Here is a 24,402-nt window from a genome sequence, read left to right on the forward strand (position 1 = left end):
GCCGGGCGCCGCCGCCATGCACCCAACTGGGACCTGCGCAGCTCGCTCACCGTCGCCGTCGCAGCAGAACAAGGCGCAGGAAACCGAGCGTCGCGAGCGCAACGCCGCCGACGACACCGATTGCACCCGGACCGCCGCCGCTTGCGGTCGTGACCGCGATCATCGCGAGCCCGAGGGCCAACAAAGCCAGCGCGAGAGCGACGGCGGAAGCCAGGTACAGCCGTTCCATGGCGCGAATCGTACGCTCGCGCTCGGCCCGAACCGCTACGCCGCGCGCTGCAGATCGCGTTGCGCCGGTCGCGGCGAGACCAGGATCACGCGGCCCGGCCTTTCCGCCAAGACGGTCTCGATCGTGTTGCCGAAACCGCCACCAGCGCGCCGCGACGGCACTGGCATCACCACCGCCCGCGCCTTGATCGCACGCGCCTCGTCGACGATGCGCCTCCCGGCACCGCCCGGCCGCACCTTCTCCCAGTGGCCGGTCACGCGCCGACCGCCAATAACGCGTGCCGAGTCGATAACGGTCTGGGCCGCTTCCTCCTCGGCCGGCATCGCCGCGTCTATCGGCAGGTTGTAGGGCACGGTGATCAGCACCAGCACGTGCACCGCTCGGTTGCGCCGCGCCGCGAGCTTGCAGGCGGTGCGCACCGCCTCGGGTTCGAACTGCCCGCCGTCGAACGCCACGAGGATCGACTCGTACTCGACCTCGCGCTCGACGACCGGCTCGGGCAAAACGATCTTGCGCGTCTCCGTCAGCCCAAGCCCTTGCCCCTTGCGGTAAGCGACGTACAGCGCGAGCCCGACCGCGAGCCACACCGAACCGACGGCCAGGGTGCGCAGATCGAGTGCCGAAACGACGACGAGCGCGAGCCCGGTGCCAATTCCGCCGACCACCGCGTAGACAGGCAACTCGTGCCCGCGGACGCGCAGGGTGCCGGGGCCGCGCCAGGGCCGCTCGACCTCGGGCGCGCGTACGCGCAGCGTGGCCACGGCAACGTGGGCGATCGTGAACGAGAGCATCGCCCCGAAGGCGTAGATCGTGCCGAGAAACTCGGCCTCCCCCGGCAGAAGCGTCGCGCAGGCGATGAGGCTGAAGGTGACGATCGCCACGTACGGGGTGCGAAAACGCGGGTGCAGCGACCGCAGCTTCTGCGGCAACTGGCGGTACTGGCCCATCGAGTAGGTGAGGCGAGAGACGCCGATCAGGCCCGCATTGGTGGCGAGGAAAAGGATCGTCGCCGCCAGCAGTCCGACGTAGATCTCGGCCGGGCGCTGGAGCACGCCGAGATGCATGTTCTCGACGATGCCGAGCACCGGGTCGTCGGCGAAACCTCCCTCCTCTTTCGACAGCGCGAGCAGGGTGCGCCCGTTGTCCACCGGCATCGCCGAGAGGGCGACCGCCGGCAGGAAGGCGTAGATCGCGAACACAGCGGCGACTACCGCGGCGATGCCGCGCGGAATCGTGCGCCCGTAGTCGCGCGCTTCCTCGGCCATGTTCGAGATCGTCTCGATGCCGGTGTAGGCCACCATCCCGACGGGGATCGCGACGAGGAAGTCGCCTAAGGTCGGGTTACGGCCGAAGTCGACGTTGCGAACGAGAACCTCTGGCGAGAAGACCAGCACCAGGCCAGCGACCACCAGCGCGACCTGCGTCAAGAAGTCGGTGACGGCCAAGATCACGTTCATCCGCGCCGACTCTTTGACACCGATCACGTTGATCGCCGCGAGCACCGCGATCACCGCGATTCCCGCGACGATGTCAGCCGGCGAGCGTCCCAGCTCGGGCCAGAAAACCCCGAGGTAGTGCGGGACGAAGAAGGCCGATATCGCGACCGTGATGATGTAGTTGAGCATCTGCCCCCACGCGGCCACGAACGCCCACAGCTCGTTGAAGGCGTGGCGAGCGAACGACGACGATCCGCCGGCTTCCGGGTACATCGTCGTTCCTTCCGCATAGGTCGCGGCCGTGCAGGCGAAGATCAAGCCGGCGATGACGAAAACGGCCGGCGTCAGCCCGAGCGCGAAGACGGCGACGAGGCCGAGCGCGTAGTAGATCGAGCTGCCGACGTTGCCGTAGGCGGTGCTGAAGAGAGCTCCAGCCCCGAGCACCCGTTCGAGTCCGACGCTGCGCGGCCGAAAGCGGGCCATCGCGCTGGAACGCTAGTCGCCGCAGGAGGCGAGCGCGGGGACAGCAGCGCCGGTGCGGAAGGACGACCCCAAGGTCGCCAGCTTCCGCACCGGACGCGCTGAAGTCGGGAGCCGAGCGCTCAGACGAGGAACGGGATGATCAGAAGCGCGACGATGTTCGCGACCTTGATCATCGGGTTGATCGCCGGCCCGGCGGTGTCTTTGTAGGGGTCGCCGACGGTGTCGCCGGTGACCGAGGCAGCGTGCGCCTCCGACCCTTTGCCGCCGAACTCGCCATCTTCGATCAGCTTCTTGGCGTTGTCCCATGCGCCGCCGCCGGAGGTCATCGACACAGCGGCGAAGAAGCCGACGACGATCACGCCGATCAAGAGCCCGCCGAGCGCCTTGTACGACAGCAAGCCGACAACGAGCGGGACGACGATCGGGATCAGCGCCGGCAGGATCATCTCGCGCTGTGCCGCGGCGGTGACGATCGCCACCGCGCGACCGTAGTCGGGCTTCTCGGTGCGCTCCATAATGCCCGGCTTTTCGCGGAACTGGCGCCGCACCTCCTCTACCACGGCGCCGCCGGCGCGGCCGACGGCCTCGATCGCGAGCGAAGCGAACAGGTAGACCATCATGCCGCCGATCACGAGTCCGATAAGCACCTCGGGCTGGGCGACGTCGAACGTGCCGAGCCCGATGTCACCGGCGTGACCGGAAGCGGTGGCCTCGTCACGGAGCTCCTCGACGAAGGCGGCGAAGAGCACGAGCGCGGCGAGCACCGCCGAGCCGATCGCGTACCCCTTCGTAACCGCTTTGGTGGTGTTGCCGACGGCGTCGAGCGGGTCGGTGACGTTGCGCACCGACTCCGGCAGATCGGCCATCTCGGCGATGCCACCGGCGTTGTCGGTGATCGGTCCGAAGGCGTCGAGCGCGACGATCAGACCGGTCAGCGACAGCTGCGCCATCACGGCGACGCCGATGCCGTAGAGGCCTCCGAGCTCGTAAGCGCCGAGGATCGCCAGCGAGATCAGAATCGCGGGCGCCGCGGTCGCCTGGAAGCCCTGGGCTAGACCCTGGATGATGTTCGTCGCGTGGCCAGTCTGCGAGGCGCGGGCGATCGTCCGCACCGGCCGGAAGCGCGTCGACGTGTAGTAGTCGGTGATGATGAAAAGCCCGGCCGTTACGGCCACGCCGATCAGCGTGCAGAGCCACAGGTCGGTCGCCGTCGGTACGTCGCTACCTCCCTTCAGCAGCGACGAGGCGTTCTCCTTGAAGGCGAGACCGTCCATCAGCCAGTTGCTGACGGGCAGGAAGGCGATCGCCGAGATCACGCCCGATGTGATCAAGCCCTTGTAAAGCGCGCGCTCGACGTTGTCGTTGCGCGTGCGCACCGCGAAGGTGCCGATGATCGACGCGATTAGCGAGACACCGCCGACGACGAGCGGGTAGACGGCGACCTCGGTCTTCTGCTGGAAAGTGAGGACGCCGAGCAGCATCACGGCGACGGCCGTCACCGCGTAGGTCTCGAACAGGTCGGCCGCCATGCCGGCGCAGTCGCCGACGTTGTCGCCGACGTTGTCGGCGATCACAGCGGGGTTGCGGGGGTCGTCCTCGGGGATCCCGGCCTCGATCTTGCCCACCAGGTCGGCGCCGACATCGGCGGCCTTGGTGAAGATGCCGCCGCCGAGACGTGCGAACACCGAGATCAGCGAGCCGCCGAAACCGAGACCGACGAGAGCATCGACGGCCTCTTTCTCGTCGACACCGGCGAGCAAGAGCACGCCGTAGTAGCCGGCGACGCCCAGCAAAGCGAGGCCGGCGACGAGCAGGCCCGTCACCGCGCCGCCCTTGAAGGCGACGCTCAGCGCCGCCGCCACACCCTTGCGCGCCTGCTCGGCGACGCGAGCGTTGGCGCGCACCGAGACGTTCATGCCGATGAAGCCGGCCGCGCCCGAGAACGCACCGCCGATCAAAAAGCCGATCGCGACCTGGACGCCGTTGGTGCCTTGCGCCTCGAGCGCGGCGCCGAGGAGAACGGCGAGCACCACGCCGACGGCACCGATGATCGTGTACTGGCGCCGCAAATAAGCGCTCGCGCCTTCCTGGACGGCGGCCGAGATCGCACGCATCTCTTCGTTGCCGGCTGGCTGGGCGAGCAGCCAGCGCGTCGTAAGCAGGCCGTACGCGATCGCCGCCGCTGCGCAGGCGAGCGCGACGATCACTCCGTAGTCGTTCAAGAAGTCGGTCAAGGAAGCTCTCCTCCGTCGTGTGAGTGGCTCTCCGAGTGCCGCCTGGACGGCGGGAACGCTCCTATCCTTGGACGATCGCGCGGTCGAGGGCGCTCGCGCACTGGTCCTCCGGCTGCGGCCCGACGCGCGGAACCGCCCGGAACAGGAGCGCGCGCAGTCTATCGATGTTGCGGGCGAAGACCTCGAAAGCGGCGTCGGCCGACACCGGCTCGATGTCGTCGCGACCCTCGAGACCAGCGTCGTAGTCGGTGACGAGCGACACGTTCGCGTAGCAAAGCCCGAGCTCGCGCGCCAGCCACGCTTCTGGGTACTGCGTCATGTTCACGACGTCACAGCCCATCTGGGCAAACCAACGCGACTCGGCGCGTGTCGAGAAACGCGGCCCCTGGATGACTACAACCGTTCCCCCCTCGACCACGGGGATCGAAAGCTCGCGCGCGCAATCGGCGAGAAGCTGGCCGAGATCGGCGCAGTACGGGTCGGCAGCGGCGACGTGCGTGGTGCGCGGCCCGTCGTAGAAGGTGTCGATCCGCCCGCGCGTGCGGTCGATGAACTGGTCGCAGATGACGAAGGTGCCGGGTTCGAGCTCGGGCTTGAGCGACCCGCAGGCACAGGGACCGATGATGCGCCTGACACCGACCTCGCGCATCGCCCAGACGTTGGCGCGGTAGTTGATGCGGTGCGGCGGGAGCGTGTGGCGGTCGCCGTGACGCGGCATGAAGGCGACCGCGCGACCGTCGATCTCGCCCACCCGGATCGGCGCCGACGGCGGGCCGTACGGCGTGTCGAGCACTATCTCCTCGACGTCGTCGAGGAACGAGTAGAAGCCCGACCCGCCGAAGATCCCGACCGGCTCGCGTTCCCTCAGCTCGTCCAGCGCTCTGTTAGTTGTCCCCATCCTTCAGCCGGTTCTTGTCGCTGTCGCCAGAAGCCCTTCCGGCACCCGTGCCGCGTTCGGCGGCCGGCGCACGAACGGCGCGCGCGAACGCTAACTGCACCGCGGCGAGGGCGTCGCGCAGAGCGCGTCGCTCGCGCTCGGCACAGAGCTCGACGAGAGCGCGAGCCGCGTCGATGGCGCGCCGCGCCTCGTCGAGGTCGCGGTGTTCCGGGCGCTCGAGGCGCGCAGCGGCGACGCTCACGAAAACCGCGCCGTACTGCGCAGCGAGGTCTGCGGTCTTGGGCGGGACGGGTGGCGACTGCGCCCCCTCGCCACCGGGCCGCTCCCCTCCACCGGTGCGCGCCCCGTCCGCGCGCGAACCGGACCTGCCCTTGGCTGCCTCGCTTTCGCGTGAGTCGGACACTGCCCTCGTCCCTCCGCGACCGTCTAGCGCTGTCCGCCGCTACCGCTCAGGTCCCGACACTGGCAGCCGCATAAGTGCGCTGGGCGTTCTCGACCTCGGCGCGAAAAACCTCGCCGATCGACGCGCCGCCCGCGTACGCACGCAGCTGCCGCTGCGCGCCGTTGACGGCCGGAAGCTGCGGATCGAGCCCGAGCTCGCTGCGCGCCGGCTCGGTCCAACGCAAAAGCCGCTCGGCGACGGCGGCGGCCGGAAACTCCTCGCCTTTGTCGAGGTCGATCAACTTGCCGTCGAGGCCGTAGCGGAGCGCCCGCCACACGTTCTCCTCGACGAGCCGCACCGGCGGGTGCACGAAGGGAACGTTCTCGTCGACGTCGCGCGCCGCTTGCGCGACGCACGCGACGATCAACTCGGCGAGCGCGCTCGACTCGTCGGCGCTCGACTGGGCGTCGCAGATGCGCACCTCGACCGTTCCGAAAGCGTGGTGGGGACGCACGCTCCACCACAGCTGGGTGTGCTCGACAACGCAGTTCGTGCGCACGAGAAACTCGACGTGGCGGGCGTACTCGTCGAACCCGTACCACGGTTCGGGAATCCCGCAGCGCGGAAATGCGCGCGTGAAGATCTGCGTGCGCACGCTGTGCAGCCCCGAGTCGCGACCATCCAGGAACACGGAGTTCGCCGACAGCGCCAAAAGCTCGGGTAGCACCGGGCGCAGGCGGTCGCAGACGGCGACCGCGCGCTGGGCCCCACGCACACCGACATGCACGTGCAAGCCGAAGGTGTTGTTGCGCCAGGCGACGTAGCGAAGCCCGTCGGAGACGCGGTGGTAGTGCTCGGTGTCGATGATGCGCTGCTCCTGCCAAGGGCTCCAGGGATGGGTCGCGCAGGCGGCGAGCACCGCCCCGCGCTCGGCGGCGAGGCGAAACAGGCGCGCCCGCGCCTCGCGCTGGCGGCGCAGAGCGTCAGCGAAGTCGTTGCCCGCACCGGAGCGGATCTCGATCTCGGACTGGATCAGCTCGCCCGAAACCGCCTCGGCGAGAACCGGGTCGGAGGCGGCCGCCGCTTTCAGCTCGTCGAAGCGGTGCGCCAGCGACAACGTCTCGGGGTCGAGGATCTGGAACTCCTCCTCGATCCCCACCGTGAAGTCGCGGGAGTTTTCGAACACCTCCCGCACGTGCGACATGTCGAGGAGCAGTGCAGGGCTCTGCGTCACGTCCACCGCCGGGAGCGCGCTTCAGGTCAGATAGAAGTACAGAGCGTAGAGCAGGTCGACAGCCGGGCTCGAGGTGTGCACCGTCACGTCCGGCGGCACCTGCAGCAGCGCTTCCGAGTAGTTGAAGATGATCTTCACTCCCGCGGCGACGAGGTCGTCCGCGACCGACTGGGCGACGGCGCTCGGCACGGCGAGCACACCCACGACGACGCTCTCTTCGTCGATCACCCGGCGCATCTCGTCGTAGGGACGCACGACGAGCCCCGGCCCCACCTCCATCCCGATCTTCTCGGGATCGACGTCGAACACAGCCACTACCCGGAAGCCGTGGTCGGCGAAGATCTCCGAGCCGGCGATCGCCTGTCCGAGCCGTCCGGCCCCGAACAACGCGATGTTGTGGCGGCGCCCCGCCGTGCGCAGAATCTTGCGGATCTGCGAGACGAGCGAATCGACGTTGTAGCCGACACCGCGCTTGCCGAACTTTCCGAAGCCTGAAAGGTCGCGCCGAATCTGCGTGGGATTGATGTGCGTGTACTCGGCGAGCTCCTGTGACGAGATCGTCGAGCGGCCCATCTTCTTGGCCTGAGTAAGCACCTGCAGGTAGCGCGACAGCCGCGCGGCCACCCCGAGCGGGAGGCGCTCGCGGCTTCCTTGCATCGCGCGTTCGATCATCGCCTGCTCGCTCGCGCTCACGCGCCCACTCTATCGAGAGCCTCGCGCAGCTCAGCGGCGTCGAAGTCGAGCTCGACAAGCGGTTCGCCGTTCCACAGCACCACCGGCACGCGCTGCCCGAAGCGCCGCTCTAGCAGCGGATCGAGCGCCGCGTCGAGCTCTCGCAAGGTCAGGTGGCGGCGCCTCGCCTCGGCGCGCACGAGCTCGCTGCGCTCGCTACACAGGTGACAGCCAGCCTTCCCTACGAGTACGAGGCCTGTTTCGTGCTCTTGCACGGTCGTCTCGCGGCCCGGCTCAAGCCACCGGCGCCGCCCGTTCCAAGCGGGCCGCAGCGTCGATCTCCAGGTAATCGGGGTACGGCCGCGCGGGAACGAAGCGAGCGACGCCGGCGATCATCGCAGCGTTGTCGGTGCAGAGCGCGAGCGGCGGTGTCCACAAGCGCACGCCGAGCTCGGCAGCTAGCTGACGGGCGCGTTCCCGCAGTTCGCTGTTCGCCGCTACGCCGCCACCGAGAGCTACGCGTTCGGCCCCGAACTCCTCGACCGCTCGCGCGACGCGTGCTAGCAGCTGGTCGACGATCGCTCGCTGGTAGGAAGCGGCAAGATCCGCACGCCGCTCGCGGGTGCGCTCCTCCCCTAGCTCGCGCACGGTGTAGAGCAGCGCGGTTTTGAGCCCCGAGAAGCTGAAGTCGAGCCGCCCAGGGCGGGCACGCGGGAAGGAGAAGGCCGAGGCGTCGCCGCTGCGGGCGAGGCGGTCGAGGTGCGGGCCGCCGGGGTACGGCAAGCCCAGCAGCCGAGCACCCTTGTCGAACGCTTCGCCGGCGGCGTCGTCGAGCGTCTCCCCCACCACTTCGTACCGGGCGGGGTCCTCGACCCAGGCCAGGAAGGTGTGCCCACCGCTAGCGACCAGCACCAAGAACGGCGCCTCGATCGGCTCGTCCTCGAGCGTGCTAGCGACGACGTGGCCGTGCAGGTGGTCGACGGCCACGAACGGTAGGCGGCGCGCGCTAGCGAACGCCTTGGCCCACGAAAAACCTACGAGCAGCGCACCGATCAGTCCCGGTCCCTGCGTCGCCGCGACGAGATCGACATCGGCGGGTGTGACGCCGGCACGCTCGAAGGCGTCGCTCGCGACGGCGTCGATCACCTCGAGGTGGCGTCTCGCCGCTACCTCCGGCACGACGCCGCCGTAGCGGTCGTGGAGAAGACCTTGTGAGGCGACGACGTTGGCGAGGATCTCGCCGCTTGCCGTCACCAGCGCCACGCCGGTGTCGTCGCAGCTCGTCTCGACACCGAGGATCAAACGGTCACCGCCACTCATTTGCGCTCACCTCCGTCGTGTGCGGGCCGAGCCGCGCCCGTCGCGCGCGCTGCTCTGCCGCGCTGCGCGACCTCGACCGGCGCCGGACCGCTGGCGTCGACCGGGACGCGCCGCCACATAACGAGAGCGTCCTCGCGGTTGTCGTGGTAGTACGCCTTGCGTCGACCCTCGACGCGGAAACCGAACCGCTCGTAGAGTCGGATCGCCGCCGTGTTCGACGGTCGCACCTCGAGCGTGTACTCGGCCCCGGGTGCGTCGGCCTCGCCGAACAGCGCTCGCAGCAGTGCGCTCGCTACTCCGCGACGCTGGTGTGCGGGATCGACGGCGACGTTCATCACGTGCCAGATGTGTGCGTAGCGGGAGCAGATCAGGTAGCCGACCAACGTTCCGTCGATCTCGGCGGCAAGACAGATGCCCGACTGTTTCGACAGCTCGAGCACGAACATCGCCAGCGACCACGGAGCCGGGAAGGCACGGCGCTCGATCGCGATGACCTGCGGCAGGTCGCCGAACCCGAGCCGGCGGATCGCCAGGTCGCGTGGGCGCTTGCGGTCGGTTGGCGGCACGCTCACTGTCGCGGTCGGGCGTCGGGGTCACGCAAATACAGCGGTTTGACGGCCATCGGTGGCACCGCCCGCAGCGAGTCGCCGACAGCGAAAAGCGCCGCACCTTGCAGCCGGTGTTCGGGCGATGCGGGGGCAGCCACGGTGGCACCGGCCGCCGCGAGCTCGTCGCGGTAGCGCAAAGCGCCGTCGCCCGCTGCGCGAGGCTCGAGGCCCGCGCGGCGCACACGGTCGGCGAGGGCACGCGGGTCGGCGACGAACGGTGGCCATAGCTCCTCCTCGCCGCGCATAAGCGTCGCGAAAACCTCGCCACGCCGGGCGTCGATCACCGCCAGGCGCAGCTCGCCCTCGATGCCGTGCGCCAGCGCGGTGAGGGTGGGCACAGGTCGCAGCTCGAGCCCGAGGGCGCTGGCGATGCCGCGCGCGGTCGCCACCCCCACGCGCAAACCGGTGTAGCCACCGGGACCGATCCCCACGTAGACCTGTCCGACGTCCTGCAGTTCGCCGCCCGCCCGCTCCAAGCAGCTGCGCACCGCGGCGAGCAGTTCGCGACCGTGAGCGGGACGCCCCGACAGCGCCGCGCCGGCGACGCCCGCCTCCCCCTCGAGGTGATCGCTGGCGACGACCTCGCCGCTCGCGGTGCGCACCGCGACGGTGACTTCCGGCAGGGCGGTGTCGAGCGCAAGCGCGAGCGCCATTCACGCGCCCCCCAGTCGCTCGGCGATCGTCAGCTCGCGGCGGTCTCCGCCAAGGTGGCGGATCGTCACTACGAAGCGGGGCGTCGGTAGCAGACCGTCGCGCTCGGCCACCTCCGGCCACTCGACGAAGGCGATCCGTTCGGGCGTCAGGTACTCCTCGAGGAGCGCCAGCTCCTCGATGCCGAGACGGTCGAGCCGGTACAGGTCGAGGTGGGCGATCTCGACCGCGCGCGCGGGCAGCAGCTGGCCGATCGTGAAAGAGGGGCTCGGGATCGGACCGCTTACGCCGAGCGCCCGGCACGCGCCGCGGATGAAGGTGGTCTTGCCGACACCGAGCTCGCCACGCACGAGCACGACATCGCCAGCTACAAGCGTGGTAGCAAGATCGCCGGCGAGCCGGGTCGTCTCCGCGGCGGAAGTGGTCGTGATCGTGCGTGCCTGCCCGAACTCGCGGGCCGCTGTCGGCGCAGCCATCCCCTGAAGTGTGGCTGCTTCGTGCGCGAAAGGTGCGCTCGTTAGGCGAAAAGACCGAGCTGTTCGCTGCTACCCACTGCTTCGGATGATCCGTCGGCGCGCGCCGCCACGCCCGCGCCCGACTCGCCCGGTGTCGCGAGGCCAGCGGCGCCGGCCCGCACCGGTGCTGGCTCGGGCCCCGCGAGGAGCTCCGCCAGAGCGGCGAAGTCGGTGCGCAGCTCGTCGACGAGTCGCGGGGTGCGCAGGGCAGCCGCGGGGTGGTAGAGCGGCATCACCCAGCGCAAGCGTCCGCCGATCTCGTGCACCTGGGGGACACCGTGGACGCTCGAGATACCGCGCTGCGAACGCGTCAACAACTTGGTAGCGAAGTTGCCGAGCGTCGCGACTACTTTCGGGTCGACCAGCTCCACCTGCCGGAAAAGGAAGGGCTTGCAGGCGTCGATCTCGCTCGGTTCGGGGTCGCGGTTGCCGGGCGGGCGGCACTTGAGGACGTTGGCGATGAACACGCTGTCGCGGCGCAGACCGATCCCGGCGAGTAACTCGTCGAGCAGCTTCCCCGCTCGGCCGACGAACGGAAGTCCTTGCTGGTCTTCGTGAAAGCCGGGCGCCTCGCCGACGAACATGAGGTCGGCGTCGGCGTTGCCCATACCGAAGACGACCTTGGTGCGCCCAGCGTGGAGCGGGCACGCCGTGCAAGCGCGTGCCTCGTGGAGCAGTTCGATCAACAGCTCGCGACGGCGGGCCGCAGGCAGAGCGCTCACGGACGACAAGGTAAGCAGGGCGCCGGACACTCCAGTGGACAGCGAAAGGAGGCGGACTCGCCCCCGAAGGCTGTATCGTTGACCGCCCGGCCGCTACCCCAGCGGGAGTGGACCGGCCGCTTATCCATCCTCAGGTCGCGAGGACGATGCGACAGGACACACACCCCGGCTGCGCGCCGCCGCGACGCGTCGCCGTGATCGGCGGCGGTCGGCTGGGGCGCACCTTCGCCGCGGCGCTGCGCGCGGGCGGCGTGAACGTCGTGGGCCCGCTCGGCCGTGGCTGGCGCGAGCGCACCCCGCGGGCGCTTGACGGCTGCGAGTGCGTGCTGCTGTGCGTACCTGACCGGGCGATCACCAGCGCAGCTGCTGACGCCGCCGGCCAGGTCGCGATCGTCGGGCACACAAGCGGCGCTACCGAGCTAGCGGCGCTCGAACCGGCCCTCGCGGCTGGCGCCGCTGGTTTCTCGCTGCACCCGTTGATGAGCTTCCCCGAACCGCTCGACGACCCGCAAGCAGCCCGCGCTCGGCTGTCGGGAGCAGGGTGCGCGGTGGCGGCCACAAGCGAGCGAGCGCTCGCCGCAGCACGTGCGCTCGCAGCCGTGGTGGGACTCGAACCGTTCGCGATCGCGGACGACGGTCGCGCCGCGTACCACGCAGCCGCCTCGATCGCGGCGAACTTTCTCGTGACTCTGGAGGCCGCCGCCGAGCGCGTGGCGGCAGCGGCCGGTCTGGCTCCTGCGGACGCTCGGCGGCTGCTCGCACCGCTCGTGCGACGGACGGTCGAGAGCTGGGCAGCGGTCGGTCCGGAGCGCGCCCTCACCGGTCCGATCGCGCGCGGTGACGAGGCGACCGTCGCCCGCCAGCGCGCGGCGGTCGCAGCGTCGGCACCGGAGCTGCTCGACCTCTTCGACGTGCTCGCGGCGCACACGCGCACGCTCGCTAACGCCGCCCGGCCCGCCACGATCGCGCCATGAAGGTCGTGCGGAGCAAGCGCGAGCTGCGTGCTGCCCTCGACGAGCGGCGCAGCGGCAGCGTGGGTCTCGTGCCGACGATGGGCTTCTTCCACAAGGGTCACTTGTCGTTGATGCGACGGGCTCGCAGCGAGTGCGACACGGTCGTCGTCTCGTCGTTCGTCAACCCCACGCAGTTCCGTCCCGGCGAGGACTACGAGTCGTATCCGCGCGACGAACAGCGCGATATCGAGCTCGCGCGCGCGACTGGAGTCGACCTCTTTTTCGCTCCGCCCGTCGACGAGATGTACGCCAGCGATCACTGCACCACGGTGCGCGTCCGTGGCGGTCTCACCGAGGTGCTCTGCGGCGATCCGCACCGCCGCGGTCCCGAGCACTTCGACGGCGTGACGACCGTCGTCGCCAAGCTCTTGAACATCGTGCAGCCACAGCGCGCCTACTTCGGGCAGAAGGACGCGCAACAGGCGCTCGTGGTCCGCCGGATGGTGCGCGACCTCGACTTCCCGGTCGAGGTGGTCGTCTGCCCGACCGTGCGCGAAGCGGACGGTCTCGCGATGAGCTCGCGCAACGTCTACCTCAGCCCGGATGAGCGCCAACGCGCGACCGCCCTCTCGCGCGCGCTGGAGGCGGCGCGACGGGCTGCCGCGAACGGGGTGGTGACGCCCGCCGAGGTGCTCGCGGTCGCGCGCGGCGAGCTCGCCGCGGCGGGCGTCGAGCCGGAATATCTCGAACTTCGCTCGCTCGAAGATCTGCGACCGGTCGAGTCGCTCGAACGGCCTGCCCTGCTGGCCGTTGCCGCACGCATCGGGCGCGCGCGGCTAATCGACAACGTCACGCTCGGAGGCGCCGAACTATGAGAAGGACGATGCTCAAGTCGAAGATCCACCGTGCGACGGTGACTGGCAGCGACCTCAACTACGTCGGGTCGATCACCGTCGACGAGGAGCTGCTGGAGGCAGCCGACATCCGCGAGCACGAGCTCGTGCACGTTCTCGACATCAACAACGGCAACCGCTTCGAGACCTACACGATCCGGGGCGAGCGCGGGTCGCGCGAGATCTGCGTCAACGGCGCGGCCGCCCGTCTCGTGCACACCGGCGACACGCTGATCATCCTCTCCTACGCCGAATACGAGGAGGAGGAGCTCGACGATCACCGCCCTGTGGTGGTCCACGTCGACGAGCAAAACCGGATCGTGGCGGTCGACACGAAAGCTTCGGAGCTGGTGCGATGAGCGCCGCACCCCGCGCTTCGGCGCCGCCAGCGAAGGGGCGACCGGTCACCCTGTCGACGCTGGCCGAGAAGAAGGCGCTCGGCGAGCCGATCGTGATGGTCACCGCCTACGACTACCCGAGCGCCGAGGTCGCCGAGGCTGCGGGGGTCGACGTGGTGCTCGTCGGCGATTCGGCGGCGATGACCGTCCTCGGCTACGAGAGCACGGTGCCGGTGTCGCTCGACGAGATGTTGATGTTGGCGGCGGCGGTGCGGAGGGGTCTGCGCTCGCCGCTGCTCGTCGGCGACCTGCCGTTCGCGAGCTACGAGCGCTCCGACGAACAGGCGGTGGCGTCGGCGCAACGGTTCGTCAAGGAAGCGGGCTGCGACGCCGTCAAGCTCGAGCGCGGCGGGCGTTCGGCCGAGCGGGCACGGGCGATCGTGGAGGCCGGCATCCCGGTGATGGGCCACGTGGGGCTGACGCCGCAAACCGCGACCCAGCTCGGCGGATACCGGTCGCAGGGCCGTACCGCCGAGCGTGCGCTGGCGGTGTTGCGCGAGGCGCTCGAGTTGGAGCGAGCGGGCTGCTTCGCGGTCGTGCTGGAGGCGATTCCGCGCGAGCTGACGCGCGAGATCGTCGCCCGTCTCACGGTGCCGACGATCGGCATCGGGGCCGGACCCGAGACCGACGGCCAGGTGCTCGTTTTCCACGATCTGTTGGGGATCTACGGCGGGCACAAGCCGCGGTTCGTGAAGCGCTACGCCGAGCTGCGCGACGCGATGGTGGCGGGAGTGCGCCGCTACTGCGAGGAGGTGCGGGGTCGCGCCTACCCCGGCGACGAGCACTGCTACGAGATGGCGCCCGACGAGCTTGAGCGGCTGCGCTCACTGCTCGCCGAGGCCGAGGAGGCCGCAGCGACCGAAGAGCCCTTCACCGGCGGACCGAGCCTCTAGGGGCGCTCCGCGGAAGCCGTTACTCGCCGCCGCCGAGATCCTCGCTCGACGGTGCGAAACGCTTGACGACCCGTGCCGGCGCACCGACCGCCACCGAGTAGGGCGGGATGTCGCTGGTGACGACGCTGTTCGCGCCGATCACCGCGCGCTCGCCGATCGTGACGCCACTGGTTACGACGACGTTGGCTCCGCACCAGACGTTGTCGCCGATACGCGTCGGGCCTTTGCTCGTGAACCCTTGCCAGGTCACGGGCAGTTCGAGGTCGTCGTAGCGGTGATCGGCGTCGCTGATGAAGCAGCCGTTCGCGAACATGCAGTGCGCGCCGATCTCTACAAGCTCGAGCGCCGCCACCATCACGGCGATGTTCAGGAAGGTGCCGGGGCCGATGCGGATGCGCGCGTTGCCCGGTGCCGAAAGCCAGACGTGCGGCTCGAGGTGGACGTCGCGGCCGATCTCGAGGCGACCCTCGGCGAACGCCTCGAGCGCGTTGCCGTGCAGCGGCCAGCGGCAGTAAGCGCCGCGACGGGCGAACTCCCAGTGGATGCGGGCACGCCGCCACGGCAACGAGTCGCGCTCGAACCAACGCCACTTGCGCCACCACGCACGCAGCCACCCGACTTCCTCGCTCACGCGGGCAGTGTACGGGCGCGGCGACCAGCGGCCCCAGAGAGTGGCGCCGCGAAGGCAAGCATCCGATAGAAACGGGTGAGGCGGCCGGCGGCCGCGGGCCGCGGGCGGCGGCGGCAGCGATGCAGACGACGGGCGACGGCGACACCACACAGGGCAGGTGCAGACGCAGGGCGGCGCTGACCGGCTTCGCCGTGGCGGCGATAGTGGCGGTGTCGCTCGCTGCGAGCGGGGACCGAGTGCCCTCGCCGCAGCGGGCAGAGCCGGTCGATCGCCACGAGCGGCCGCAGGCCCTCGCTGGCGCCGCCGCTGGCTCCCGACCGGCGGGCCGGCTCCCGTCCCCGTGGCGGGGCCGCTCTCCGGGCGCCGATCCGGCCGCCCGCCGGTCGACAGCCGCGCCCCCTGCGATCGCGCGCAGCAAGGGTCGCGCACGGCGGATCGTCGTGATCTTCCGCCGCGGATCGACACGTGCCGCGCGCGCGGCTGCGTTGCGGGCCGCGGGCGTGCACGCGGTCAAGTGGCTGCCGTCAACAGGGGCGGCGATCGTCGAGCCGGCCCGCGGCGCTAGTCCTGCTGCGCGCGCTCGCGCGCTAGCGCGCTCGCCCGCGGTCGCGGTGGCCGAGACCGCCCGCAAGCGCAGCTTCGAGTACCTGCCCAACGATCCGCTCTTTCCGCGCCAGTGGGGTTTGCGCAACACCGGCCAGGTCTTCTTCGACGACGAACCGGCGGGCACGCCCGACGCCGACATCGACGCCGACGAGGCGTGGGACATCGCGCCGCCGCGCGCCGCGCCGATCGCTGTCATCGACACCGGGGTTGCCTACAACCATCCCGACCTAGCGGGCAAGGTATGGGTGAACTCGCGCGAGGCGGCGGGAACGCCCGGCGTCGACGACGACGGGAACGGTTACGTCGACGACGTCCGCGGCTGGGACTTCCTCGCCAACGACGCGCGGCCCGAAGACAGCGACGGCCATGGCACCCACGTCGCCGGCGTAGCCGCTGCCGCGACCAACGACGGCGCGGGAGTTGCCGGCGTTGCACCGACCGCCCAGATCGTCGCGCTGCGAGCCGGAAGCTTCGCTAGCGGGGTAGACAGCGCCGCGGTCGTCGAGGCGATCGAGTACGCGGCGCGCGCCGGCGCGCGTGTAGTGAACATGTCGTTCGGGGCGCTCGGCAGTGCCGCCTATTCGGAGGCCGAGGCCGCCGCGATCCGTCGCCATCCCGAGATGGTGTTCGTGGCTGCGGCCGGCAACGACGGTACAGACACAGACATCACCCCTCACTACCCGTCGGGGATCGACAGCCCGAATGTGGTGAGCGTGGCGGCGAGCGACCAGTTCGATCGGCTTGCCGACTTCTCGAACTACGGTGCGACGAGCGTCGACCTGGCCGCTCCCGGTGCGCTGATCCTCTCGTCGTACCCCGATTTCGTGAACCGCTCGGTGAGCGAGTGGACGTTCGATTCCTCGCACTCGCTCGCCGACGACTGGGAGGAGCGGCAGGGCGGTCTGCCGGCCTGGCAGGTGACATCCCCCATCGCCGACGCCGAGGGACCCGGGGTGGCGGTGCTCGACGTGCCGGGGTCCCCATCGCCGGTCTCCGGGCGCACGGAGTTGATCGCGCGCAGCACGTTCGACATCCGCCAGTGGCAGAGCTGCAGCCTCGTCGTCCGCTACCTCGTCGACGATCCCGCCGAGCGCAGCACGAGCGAGCCCGCTTTCACCCTGTCCGCTCTGGTCGCGACCGACAGCGCGAGCGACGTGCACTCGTATCCGCTCGACACGCACGACACAGGCGGCAGTTTCGAGACGGCAGTGTCGGTCGACATCGGCGCAGAGGCGGACTCGCTATCGGCCGGGGGAAGCGTGCGGGTGGGCATCGCCGTCGACTACGACGGCACGGCAGGGGGGCGTGTCGCCCTCGACGGAGTGCAGCTGCGCTGCCTCGACAGCGAGCTCCCCGCGACCCCGCAGTGGGCGTTCATGAGCGGCACGTCGATGGCCGCACCCGCCGTGGCCGGCGCGGCCGCGCTCGTCCTCGGGCTGCGGCCGACGCTCACCGGCGCTCAGGTGCGCGATCTTCTGCTGCGCTCCGTCGATCGCCTAACGACGTTCGCCGGCAAAACGGTGTCGGGCGGTCGTCTCGACGTCCGCCGTCTGCTCGAGCTGACCGCCGCGTGGTCGCCGCCGACGGGCGACGCGAGCGGTGGCAGCGCGGGCGGCACCTCGCCGGGCGCGGGGAGTGCGCCGGGCGGGAGTGGCGGTACGGGTAGCGGCGGCGCAGGGAGTAGCGGCGCACCGAACTCGCCGTCGGGCAGCTCCGGCGCCCCGTCGCCCACAGGCGGCACGACCGGCCTTTCGCCGCTCGTGCGGCGCGTAGCCCGTGCGCTGCGGGTCAGCTGCCGCCGTCGCGGCACACGCTTGCGCTGCCGGCTCGTGGCACGAGTGCGCGGAGCGACACGTCTCTCCGGCCGCGTCGAGCTGCGCAAGGGAGGGCGCAGAGTGGCCACGGCACGCGTGCGCATCGGCCGCTACTTCACGCTCCGCTCCCGGCGTCTCCGGCGCGGCTCTTACGCGCTCGTCGTGCGCCTACGCGACAGCAGCGGCCGTATCGCGATCCGCACGCTGCGCGTCCGGGTACGCTGACGGGTCAGAGGCGAGCAGCGGTCGCAGGTAGCGGCCGGTGTGGGAGCGCTCGACGCCTGCGACCTCTTCTGGCGTGCCGACGGCGACGATCTCGCCACCCTCGGCCCCGCCTTCCGGCCCGAGATCGATCAGCCAGTCGGCGGACTTGATCACGTCGAGGTTGTGCTCGATGACCAGCACCGTGTTGCCTTGCTCGACGAGCCTCTGCAGCACCGCGAGCAGCCGCTCGATGTCGGCGAAGTGAAGGCCGGTCGTCGGCTCGTCGAGGATGTACAGCGTGTTGCCTGTCGCGACCTTGCAAAGCTCGGAAGCGAGCTTGACGCGCTGCGCCTCGCCGCCCGACAGCGTCGTCGCCGGCTGGCCGAGCCGCACGTAGCCGAGCCCCACATCGCGCAGCGTCTCGAGGCGCCGCCGCACCTTCGGGATCGCGGCGAAGAACTCGAGCGCCTCGTCGACTGTCATCTCGAGCACGTCGGCGATCGTCTTGCCCTTGAAGCGGATGTCGAGCGTCTCGCGGTTGTAGCGGCGGCCGTGGCACTGCTCGCACTCCACATAGACGTCGGGCAGAAAGTGCATCTCGATGCGCAACTGACCGTCGCCGCGACACGTCTCGCAGCGCCCACCGCGCACGTTGAACGAGAACCGACCCGGTTTGTAGCCGCGGGCGCGCGCCTCGGGTGTGCGCGCGAAAAGTTCGCGGATGTGGTCGAACAGACCGATGTAGGTCGCCGGGTTGGAGCGCGGCGTGCGCCCGATCGGAGCCTGGTCGATCGCGATGATTTTGTCGATCTGCTCGAGGCCGACGACGCGCCGGTGCCGCCCGGGCCGGGCACGCGCGCGGTGCAGGCGGGCGGCCACCGCCTTGTAGAGGATGTCGTTGACGAGCGTCGACTTGCCCGAACCCGACACCCCGGTCACGCAACAAAAGACGCCGAGCGGCACGTCGACGTCGATCGTTTTGAGGTTGTGCTGGCTCGCCCCTTCGATCCGCAGCCAACCGCGGGGTGTGCGCCGACGCTCGGGCAGCGCGATCTTGCGGCGGCCCGACAGGTACTGGCCGGTGAGCGAGTCGGGACTCGCCATGATCGCCGCGGGCGGGCCCTCTGCGACCACCTCTCCCCCGTGCTCGCCGGCGCCCGGACCGAGATCGACGATGTGGTCGGCAGCACGCATCGTGCCCTCGTCGTGCTCGACGACGATCACGGTGTTGCCGAGATCACGCAGCCGCTCGAGGGTGGCGACGAGCCGGGCGTTGTCGCGTTGGTGCAAGCCGATCGATGGCTCGTCGAGGATGTAGAGCACGCCGACGAGACTCGACCCGATCTGCGTCGCGAGGCGGATCCGCTGCGCTTCCCCGCCCGACAGCGTGGCGGCGGCGCGGTCCAGCGACAGGTAGCCGATGCCGACCGCCTCGAGGAAGCCGAGACGTTCTTCGATCTCGCGCAAGACGCGGGCGGCTATGCGCCGCTCGGTGTCGCTCAGTTCGAGACCGCGCACCCAGGCGAGCGCCTCCCGCGCCGACAGTGCCGCGAGCTCGTGGATGCCGAGCCCGCCGACCCGCACCGCGCGCGCCTCGGGGCGCAGCCGCGAACCACGGCACTCGGGACACGGCCGCAGCGTCATGAAGCTCTCGATCCGCTCGCGCACAGCGTCGGAATCGGTCTCGCGGTAGCGCCGCTCGAGGTTGGGGATCACACCCTCGAACCACGTCGCCCGCCGCCGCCACCGCCCGCGGCGCGAGCGATAGGTGAACTCGACGCGCTCGCCGCTGCCGTGCAGTATCTCGTCGCGCACGTCAGCCGGCAGATCGCGCCAAGGCAGGTGGGGATCGACGCCCGCCTGGTCGCAGTACGCCGCTAGCAGTCGCTCGTAGTAGCCCCCGCCGGTCGCTGTCCACGCCGCGATCGCCCCCTCGGCGATCGAAAGATCCGGGTTCGGCACGACAAGCTCGGGATCGATCACGCGCTGGTGGCCGAGACCGGTGCAGCGCGGGCAAGCACCGTAGGGCGAGTTGAACGAGAAGACGCGCGGCTCGAGCTCGGGGATCGAGACGCCGCACTCGAGACACATGAAGCGGTCGGAGAAGAGCTCGACCCGCCCCTCGTCGACATCTTCGATCTCGACAAGGCCGTCGGCGAGAGCGGCGGCGGTTTCCACCGAGTCGGCGAGCCGGCGGCGGATCTCGGGACGGACCACGAGGCGGTCGACGACCACCGAGATGGTGTGCTTGCGCTTTTTGTCGAGAGCGATCTCCTCGTCGAGGCGGCGGATCTCGCCGTCGACCTTGACGCGCACGAACCCCTCCGAGCGCAGGCGCTCGAGGAGCTCGCGGTACTCGCCTTTGCGCCCGCGCACGACCGGTGCCATCACCATCACCCGAGCGCCGGCCGGGCGCGCGAGGATGCGATCGACGATCTGTTCGGGTGGCTGCGCCTCGATCGGTCGTCCGCAGCTAGGACAGTGGGGGACGCCGATCCGGGCCCACAGCAGGCGCAGGTAATCGTAGATCTCGGTGATCGTTCCGACGGTCGAGCGCGGGTTGCGCGACGTCGTCTTCTGGTCGATCGAGATCGCCGGCGACAGTCCCTCGATCGAGTCGACGTCGGGCTTGTCCATCTGGCCGAGGAACTGCCGCGCGTAGGCCGACAGCGACTCCACATAGCGGCGCTGACCCTCGGCGTAGATCGTGTCGAAGGCGAGGCTCGACTTGCCCGAGCCCGAGAGGCCGGTGATGACGATCAGCGCGTCACGTGGCAGGCGCAGCGAGACGTTCTTGAGGTTGTGCTGACGGGCCCCGGTGATGACGATCTCGCTGGCCATCGGTCCGGCCAGTGTACGCGCGCCGGGCCGCACCGGACCGCCCCGGAGGCGGCACCGGTGCGGCCCGCGCACCGCGTCAGATCGCCGAACTTGTGTCCGTCACTGGACGCGGAACGACCCGCGCATGAACGGATGGATCCGGCAGAAGTAGGTGTACGTACCGGGCTTGAGCCTGGCCGTGTTCAGGGTCCACTGGACCCTCCCCACTCCCGGCAGCTTGCGCGCCAACTGGCCCGAGTCGAAACGCCCGTCGGCGAGCGGGTAGCTGATGCCCGACGAGCGGTTGCAAGGCTCGCGGCACGAGGTGACGGAGTGGTAGGCGAGCTTGCCTTCGTCGCCGTTCACGAACGTGATCCGCTGGCCACGGCGAACGATCGGCGGCCGCTTGCCGTTGCCGGGCAACAGGAAGTCACCGACCTGGTAGCGGAAGTCGGCGATGCCGATCACCGGCGGCGCCGGACCGCCGGCCGGCAGCTTCAGCGGGTTGGGCAGGTTGGTCGGCCGGCCGCCGCGATCGATGTTCTCGGGCAGACGGCCGTGGGTGGTGCGACCGATGTAGTCGACCTTGGTCTTGAACGGGTTCTTACCGCGTTCGCCCACGGCCATGTACAGCACCATGATGCCCATCGACTCGTACCAGGCCGCGCGGCTCGAGTCGTAGGTGGCGTTGATGCGCAGCTCGTCGCCCTTGCGAACCTCGACACGCCAATTCGCCGGGCTGCCGGTCATCGCCAGGTCCCAGTCGACCGGGCCCTTCTTGCCGAAGTACTTGGCCTTCGAGCGCAGCAAGCGCACCCAGCTACCGTCGACAGTAAGGGCGCGCGCGCGGCACCGACGCCGGGCCGCTGCCGACCGCTGACGGCAGCTCACGCGTGCCGGACGGACCCCCTTACGCTTGAGCCAGAGGTCCGTGTAGAGACCGCCGGGGTGGAGGTGACCGGCGCCGGCGAGCAGCACACCGTCCTGGTCGACCGTCCAGACGTTCTTCGGCCGGCCCTTATAGGCGTTCGGCTGCTCGTCGGGGTAGGTGAACTTGCCGTCTCCGCCCGCACGGCGATAGACGTCGAACACGGGATACAGCGACCCGTTCTGGACGTCCATCCAGATCGGCCGTACTGCTTTCATCTTTTGGCCGGTGGGACTGTCGGCGGGGACGAAATCGATCTCGTAAACCACGTAGACGTCCGCGGGCTTGCCGACGAGGTCGTGGAGCATGTGGTTGAGAACCCAGCGGTCGTTGGGGTCGTAGTAGTAGCCGTAGCCCGGCGGGAGCATGAAGATCGTCTTCTCCTCGCCGGCCGCGAAGAACCGCTCGGGTCCGCCCATCGTCGCGTCGCGCCGCGAAAGGTTGAGCCACACCGCGTGGTGGAGGTGAACGACGTCGACACGCGGCCGACGACCGTCGAGGTAAGTCAGGTCCGGACGGATTCGCGTGATGTACCCGGGAACCGCCGGCCGCTCGCTCTTGAGCACGGGCCGGAACGCGATCTCGTTCTGGCCCGGTTGGATATGGAAGGGCCCGATGCGGTAGCGGTAGCGCTTCACGTCGGGGTTGCCGCTCGCGGCCGTGGCTGGGGCCGCGGCGACTACCGCTAACACCGCTACCAGCGCGAGTACGAGGAATGTCTGGACCGATGCGAGGCGCGCGTATGCACGCGCGCACGTGGGGGACACGCGGAGCATGTGCCAATAATGACCGATCGGTCGGCGCTTGGCTACCCCGTAGCCTCGAAAGAGTGTCGAGCCGAGGGGGCCCCGTCCCCTAGGACTCGGCAGCGACGGCGTCGAGCTCGCGCTTCAGCTCCTTGATCTCGTCGCGCAGGCGCGCCGCCTCCTCGAAACGCAGGTCGTCGGCGGCAGCGAACATTTGCTCCTCGAGCTCGACGATCAGGCTCCTGAGCTCGCTTTCGCTGCGCTGCGGCCGGGCCGCGCGGCCCTCGCGAGCGCGGCGCGCCCGCGGCCGCGGGGTCTGCTCGAGGGCGAGAAAGTCGGTGATGTCGGAGATGCCTTTGCGGATCGTTTCAGGGGTGATCCCGTGACGCTCGTTGTAGGCGATCTGGATCGCACGACGGCGGTTGGTTTCGGCGATCGCACGCCGCATCGCCTCGGTCTCGCGGTCGGCGTACATCAACACCTTGCCGTTGACGTTGCGCGCCGCCCGGCCGATCGTCTGGACGAGCGCTGTCTCGCCGCGCAGGAACCCCTCCTTGTCGGCGTCGAGAATCGCCACCAGCGAAACCTCCGGCAGGTCGAGCCCCTCGCGCAGCAGGTTGACACCCACGAGCACGTCGAACTCGCCAAGGCGCAGAGCGCGGATGATCTGGATGCGCTCGAGCGTGTCGATCTCGGAGTGCAGGTAACGCGCACGCAAGCCGTGGTCGAGGAGGTACTCGGTCAGGTCCTCGGCCATACGCTTGGTGAGCGTGGTGACGAGGGCGCGCTCGCCCGCCTCGACGCGGCGACGGATCTCGTTCATCAGATCGTCGATCTGGTTCTCGGTCGGGCGCACTTCGACTTCGGGATCGACGATGCCCGTGGGCCGAACGATCTGCTCGACGATTCGCGTCGAGACGCGCCGCTCGAACTCGCCCGGCGTCGCTGACACGAAGACGATCTGTGGAACGATCGCCAAGAACTCTTCGAACGTTTGCGGACGGTTGTCGAGCGCCGACGGCAAGCGGAAGCCGTAGTCGACGAGCGTCTGCTTGCGCGAGCGGTCGCCCTCGTACATGCCGCCGATCTGCGGCACCGTCTGGTGGGACTCGTCGATGAAACAGACGAAGTCGTCGGGGAAGTAGTCGATCAGACAGTAGGGCCGCGCCCCCGGCGGACGACCGTCGAGAATCCGCGAATAGTTCTCGATGCCGTTGCAGTACCCGACCTCGCGCAGCATCTCGATGTCGAACTCGGTGCGCTGGCGGAGGCGGTGGGCCTCCAGCAGCTTTCCCTGCGACTCGAGCTCGCGACAGCGCTCCTCGAGCTCGGCGCGGATCTCTTCGACGGCACGCTCGAGCGTCGGCGGGTCGGTGACGTAGTGGGTGGCCGGCCAGATACCGACGTGCTCGGGTTCGCTCAGCACCTCGCCGGTGAGCGCGTCGACCTGCACGATCTGCTCGATCTCGTCGCCGAAGAACAGGATTCGATAGATGCTGCGCTCGGCGTACGACGGGAACACCTCGACGGTGTCGCCGCGCACCCGGAACCTGCCGCGCGCAAGCGCTTGGTCGTTGCGGCTGTACTGCATCGCCACCAGCCGGCGCAGCACCTCGTCGCGGTCGACGGTGTCGCCGCGCGCCAGCACGAGGTTCTGCTCGCGGTACCGCTCGGGCGAACCGAGACCGTAGATGCACGACACCGACGCGACGATGATCACGTCGCGCCGCGCCAGAAGCGCTGCCGTCGCCGAGTGGCGCAAGCGGTCGATCTCGTCGTTGATCGAGGCGTCCTTTTCGATGTAGAGGTCCTGGTGCGGTACGTACGCTTCGGGCTGGTAGTAGTCGTAGTACGAGACGAAGTACTCGACCGCGTTGTCGGGGAAGAACTCGCGGAACTCGTTGCAGAGCTGGGCGGCGAGCGTCTTGTTGTGGGCGATTACGAGCGCCGGCCGTTGAACGCGCTCGATCGTGAACGCCATCGTCGCCGTCTTGCCCGAGCCGGTTACGCCGAGCAGCGTTTGGTAGCGGTCACCGGCCTCGATGCCGGCGGCGAGCTCGTCGCGCGCCCGTGCTTGATCGGCGACAGGGCGGTAAGCGGGGTTCACCCGGAAAGGTGGCACGCACGCAACG

Annotated in this window: 22 protein-coding genes; 5 read left to right on the top strand and 17 right to left on the bottom strand. The window is 69.7% G+C overall.

The window, feature by feature from the left end; translation table 11 throughout:
• Window positions 1-46: 46 nt before the first annotated feature.
• The 13 genes from JDY09_RS05865 to JDY09_RS05925 all read right to left on the bottom strand — a co-directional run bounded on the left by JDY09_RS05865 (window position 47) and on the right by JDY09_RS05925 (window position 11,384).
• Window positions 47-229 (bottom strand): hypothetical protein, encoded by a 183-nt coding sequence (locus tag JDY09_RS05865; protein ID WP_274715994.1) that lies wholly within the window; start codon window positions 227-229, stop codon window positions 47-49.
• 35 nt (window positions 230-264) lie between these two features.
• Window positions 265-2,148 (bottom strand): universal stress protein, encoded by a 1,884-nt coding sequence (locus tag JDY09_RS05870; protein ID WP_274715995.1) that lies wholly within the window; start codon window positions 2,146-2,148, stop codon window positions 265-267.
• Window positions 2,149-2,267: 119 nt separating this feature from the next.
• Complete coding sequence (locus tag JDY09_RS05875) at window positions 2,268-4,382, bottom strand: sodium-translocating pyrophosphatase (RefSeq protein WP_274715996.1); 2,115 nt, start codon at window positions 4,380-4,382, stop codon at window positions 2,268-2,270.
• Between the two features lie 61 nt (window positions 4,383-4,443).
• Complete coding sequence (locus JDY09_RS05880; RefSeq protein WP_428837469.1) at window positions 4,444-5,250, bottom strand: S-methyl-5'-thioadenosine phosphorylase; 807 nt, start codon at window positions 5,248-5,250, stop codon at window positions 4,444-4,446.
• 16 nt (window positions 5,251-5,266) lie between these two features.
• Complete coding sequence (locus JDY09_RS05885; RefSeq protein ID WP_274715998.1) at window positions 5,267-5,683, bottom strand: hypothetical protein; 417 nt, start codon at window positions 5,681-5,683, stop codon at window positions 5,267-5,269.
• Window positions 5,684-5,729: 46 nt separating this feature from the next.
• Complete coding sequence (locus JDY09_RS05890) at window positions 5,730-6,902, bottom strand: carboxylate-amine ligase (protein WP_274715999.1); 1,173 nt, start codon at window positions 6,900-6,902, stop codon at window positions 5,730-5,732.
• 15 nt (window positions 6,903-6,917) lie between these two features.
• Window positions 6,918-7,589, bottom strand: a complete 672-nt coding sequence (locus tag JDY09_RS05895; protein WP_274716000.1) for a redox-sensing transcriptional repressor Rex — start codon at window positions 7,587-7,589, stop codon at window positions 6,918-6,920.
• On the bottom strand, window positions 7,586-7,843 hold the full coding sequence (locus tag JDY09_RS05900) for a glutaredoxin family protein (protein WP_274716001.1): 258 nt from the start codon (window positions 7,841-7,843) through the stop codon (window positions 7,586-7,588). The genes JDY09_RS05895 and JDY09_RS05900 overlap by 4 nt, the downstream gene beginning before the upstream one ends.
• Window positions 7,844-7,862: 19 nt before the next feature.
• Window positions 7,863-8,888: a tRNA (adenosine(37)-N6)-threonylcarbamoyltransferase complex transferase subunit TsaD gene (gene tsaD, locus JDY09_RS05905; RefSeq protein WP_274716002.1), complete on the bottom strand. Its 1,026-nt coding sequence runs from the start codon at window positions 8,886-8,888 to the stop codon at window positions 7,863-7,865.
• On the bottom strand, window positions 8,885-9,460 hold the full coding sequence (rimI, locus tag JDY09_RS05910; RefSeq protein WP_274716003.1) for a ribosomal protein S18-alanine N-acetyltransferase: 576 nt from the start codon (window positions 9,458-9,460) through the stop codon (window positions 8,885-8,887). Before rimI ends, tsaD begins: the two co-directional genes overlap by 4 nt.
• A complete protein-coding gene (gene tsaB, locus JDY09_RS05915) occupies window positions 9,457-10,149 on the bottom strand; it encodes a tRNA (adenosine(37)-N6)-threonylcarbamoyltransferase complex dimerization subunit type 1 TsaB (protein ID WP_274716004.1) in 693 nt (230 codons plus the stop codon). The genes rimI and tsaB overlap by 4 nt, the downstream gene beginning before the upstream one ends.
• On the bottom strand, window positions 10,150-10,623 hold the full coding sequence (gene tsaE / locus JDY09_RS05920; protein ID WP_274716005.1) for a tRNA (adenosine(37)-N6)-threonylcarbamoyltransferase complex ATPase subunit type 1 TsaE: 474 nt from the start codon (window positions 10,621-10,623) through the stop codon (window positions 10,150-10,152). It abuts the gene before it with no gap.
• A 41-nt stretch (window positions 10,624-10,664) separates the two neighbouring features.
• Complete coding sequence (locus JDY09_RS05925; RefSeq protein WP_274716006.1) at window positions 10,665-11,384, bottom strand: uracil-DNA glycosylase; 720 nt, start codon at window positions 11,382-11,384, stop codon at window positions 10,665-10,667.
• Between the two features lie 146 nt (window positions 11,385-11,530).
• On the opposite strand from JDY09_RS05925, the gene JDY09_RS05930 reads away from it, so the two are divergent.
• The 4 genes from JDY09_RS05930 to panB are packed head-to-tail and all read left to right on the top strand — an operon-like array spanning window position 11,531 to window position 14,521.
• Window positions 11,531-12,358, top strand: coding sequence for a DUF2520 domain-containing protein (locus JDY09_RS05930; RefSeq protein ID WP_274716007.1), 828 nt, complete (start codon window positions 11,531-11,533; stop codon window positions 12,356-12,358).
• Window positions 12,355-13,212 carry a pantoate--beta-alanine ligase gene (gene panC, locus JDY09_RS05935; protein ID WP_274716008.1) on the top strand — a complete coding sequence of 286 codons (858 nt, stop codon included), beginning with the start codon at window positions 12,355-12,357 and terminating at the stop codon, window positions 13,210-13,212. The genes JDY09_RS05930 and panC overlap by 4 nt, the downstream gene beginning before the upstream one ends.
• Window positions 13,209-13,589, top strand: coding sequence for an aspartate 1-decarboxylase (gene panD, locus JDY09_RS05940; RefSeq protein WP_428837439.1), 381 nt, complete (start codon window positions 13,209-13,211; stop codon window positions 13,587-13,589). Before panC ends, panD begins: the two co-directional genes overlap by 4 nt.
• Entirely contained in the window at window positions 13,586-14,521 is a 936-nt protein-coding gene (panB, locus tag JDY09_RS05945; protein WP_274716010.1) for a 3-methyl-2-oxobutanoate hydroxymethyltransferase, read from the top strand. Before panD ends, panB begins: the two co-directional genes overlap by 4 nt.
• 19 nt (window positions 14,522-14,540) lie before the next feature.
• On the opposite strand, the gene JDY09_RS05950 is transcribed toward panB, so the two are convergent.
• Window positions 14,541-15,152 carry an acyltransferase gene (locus JDY09_RS05950; RefSeq protein WP_274716011.1) on the bottom strand — a complete coding sequence of 204 codons (612 nt, stop codon included), beginning with the start codon at window positions 15,150-15,152 and terminating at the stop codon, window positions 14,541-14,543.
• Window positions 15,153-15,271: 119 nt separating this feature from the next.
• Between JDY09_RS05950 and JDY09_RS05955 the strand changes: the two genes are divergently transcribed.
• Complete coding sequence (locus JDY09_RS05955) at window positions 15,272-17,797, top strand: S8 family peptidase (RefSeq protein WP_274716012.1); 2,526 nt, start codon at window positions 15,272-15,274, stop codon at window positions 17,795-17,797.
• On the opposite strand, the gene uvrA is transcribed toward JDY09_RS05955, so the two are convergent.
• The 3 genes from uvrA to uvrB all read right to left on the bottom strand — a co-directional run bounded on the left by uvrA (window position 17,741) and on the right by uvrB (window position 24,392).
• Window positions 17,741-20,617 (bottom strand): excinuclease ABC subunit UvrA, encoded by a 2,877-nt coding sequence (gene uvrA, locus JDY09_RS05960; RefSeq protein WP_274716013.1) that lies wholly within the window; start codon window positions 20,615-20,617, stop codon window positions 17,741-17,743. The genes JDY09_RS05955 and uvrA overlap by 57 nt on opposite strands.
• A 99-nt stretch (window positions 20,618-20,716) precedes the next feature.
• Window positions 20,717-22,216, bottom strand: coding sequence for a hypothetical protein (locus JDY09_RS05965; RefSeq protein ID WP_274716014.1), 1,500 nt, complete (start codon window positions 22,214-22,216; stop codon window positions 20,717-20,719).
• Window positions 22,217-22,379: 163 nt separating this feature from the next.
• Window positions 22,380-24,392 carry an excinuclease ABC subunit UvrB gene (uvrB, locus tag JDY09_RS05970; RefSeq protein ID WP_274716015.1) on the bottom strand — a complete coding sequence of 671 codons (2,013 nt, stop codon included), beginning with the start codon at window positions 24,390-24,392 and terminating at the stop codon, window positions 22,380-22,382.
• Window positions 24,393-24,402: the final 10 nt, after the last annotated feature.

It is taken from the genome of Thermoleophilum album (assembly GCF_028867705.1).
GTDB lineage: Bacteria > Actinomycetota > Thermoleophilia > Solirubrobacterales > Thermoleophilaceae > Thermoleophilum.

What these genes read in the sequence shown, in the direction of transcription:
- panC (WP_274716008.1), top strand. Translation starts at nt 12,355, where the DNA reads ATGAAGGTCGTGCGGAGCAAGCGCGAGCTGCGTGCTGCCCTCGACGAG.
- tsaD (WP_274716002.1), bottom strand. Translation starts at nt 8,888, where the DNA reads ATGAGTGGCGGTGACCGTTTGATCCTCGGTGTCGAGACGAGCTGCGAC.
- JDY09_RS05865 (WP_274715994.1), bottom strand. Translation starts at nt 229, where the DNA reads ATGGAACGGCTGTACCTGGCTTCCGCCGTCGCTCTCGCGCTGGCTTTG.
- JDY09_RS05870 (WP_274715995.1), bottom strand. Translation starts at nt 2,148, where the DNA reads ATGGCCCGCTTTCGGCCGCGCAGCGTCGGACTCGAACGGGTGCTCGGG.
- uvrA (WP_274716013.1), bottom strand. Translation starts at nt 20,617, where the DNA reads ATGGCCAGCGAGATCGTCATCACCGGGGCCCGTCAGCACAACCTCAAG.
- JDY09_RS05930 (WP_274716007.1), top strand. Translation starts at nt 11,531, where the DNA reads ATGCGACAGGACACACACCCCGGCTGCGCGCCGCCGCGACGCGTCGCC.
- tsaB (WP_274716004.1), bottom strand. Translation starts at nt 10,149, where the DNA reads ATGGCGCTCGCGCTTGCGCTCGACACCGCCCTGCCGGAAGTCACCGTC.
- tsaE (WP_274716005.1), bottom strand. Translation starts at nt 10,623, where the DNA reads ATGGCTGCGCCGACAGCGGCCCGCGAGTTCGGGCAGGCACGCACGATC.
- panD (WP_428837439.1), top strand. Translation starts at nt 13,209, where the DNA reads ATGAGAAGGACGATGCTCAAGTCGAAGATCCACCGTGCGACGGTGACT.
- JDY09_RS05955 (WP_274716012.1), top strand. Translation starts at nt 15,272, where the DNA reads ATGCAGACGACGGGCGACGGCGACACCACACAGGGCAGGTGCAGACGC.
- panB (WP_274716010.1), top strand. Translation starts at nt 13,586, where the DNA reads ATGAGCGCCGCACCCCGCGCTTCGGCGCCGCCAGCGAAGGGGCGACCG.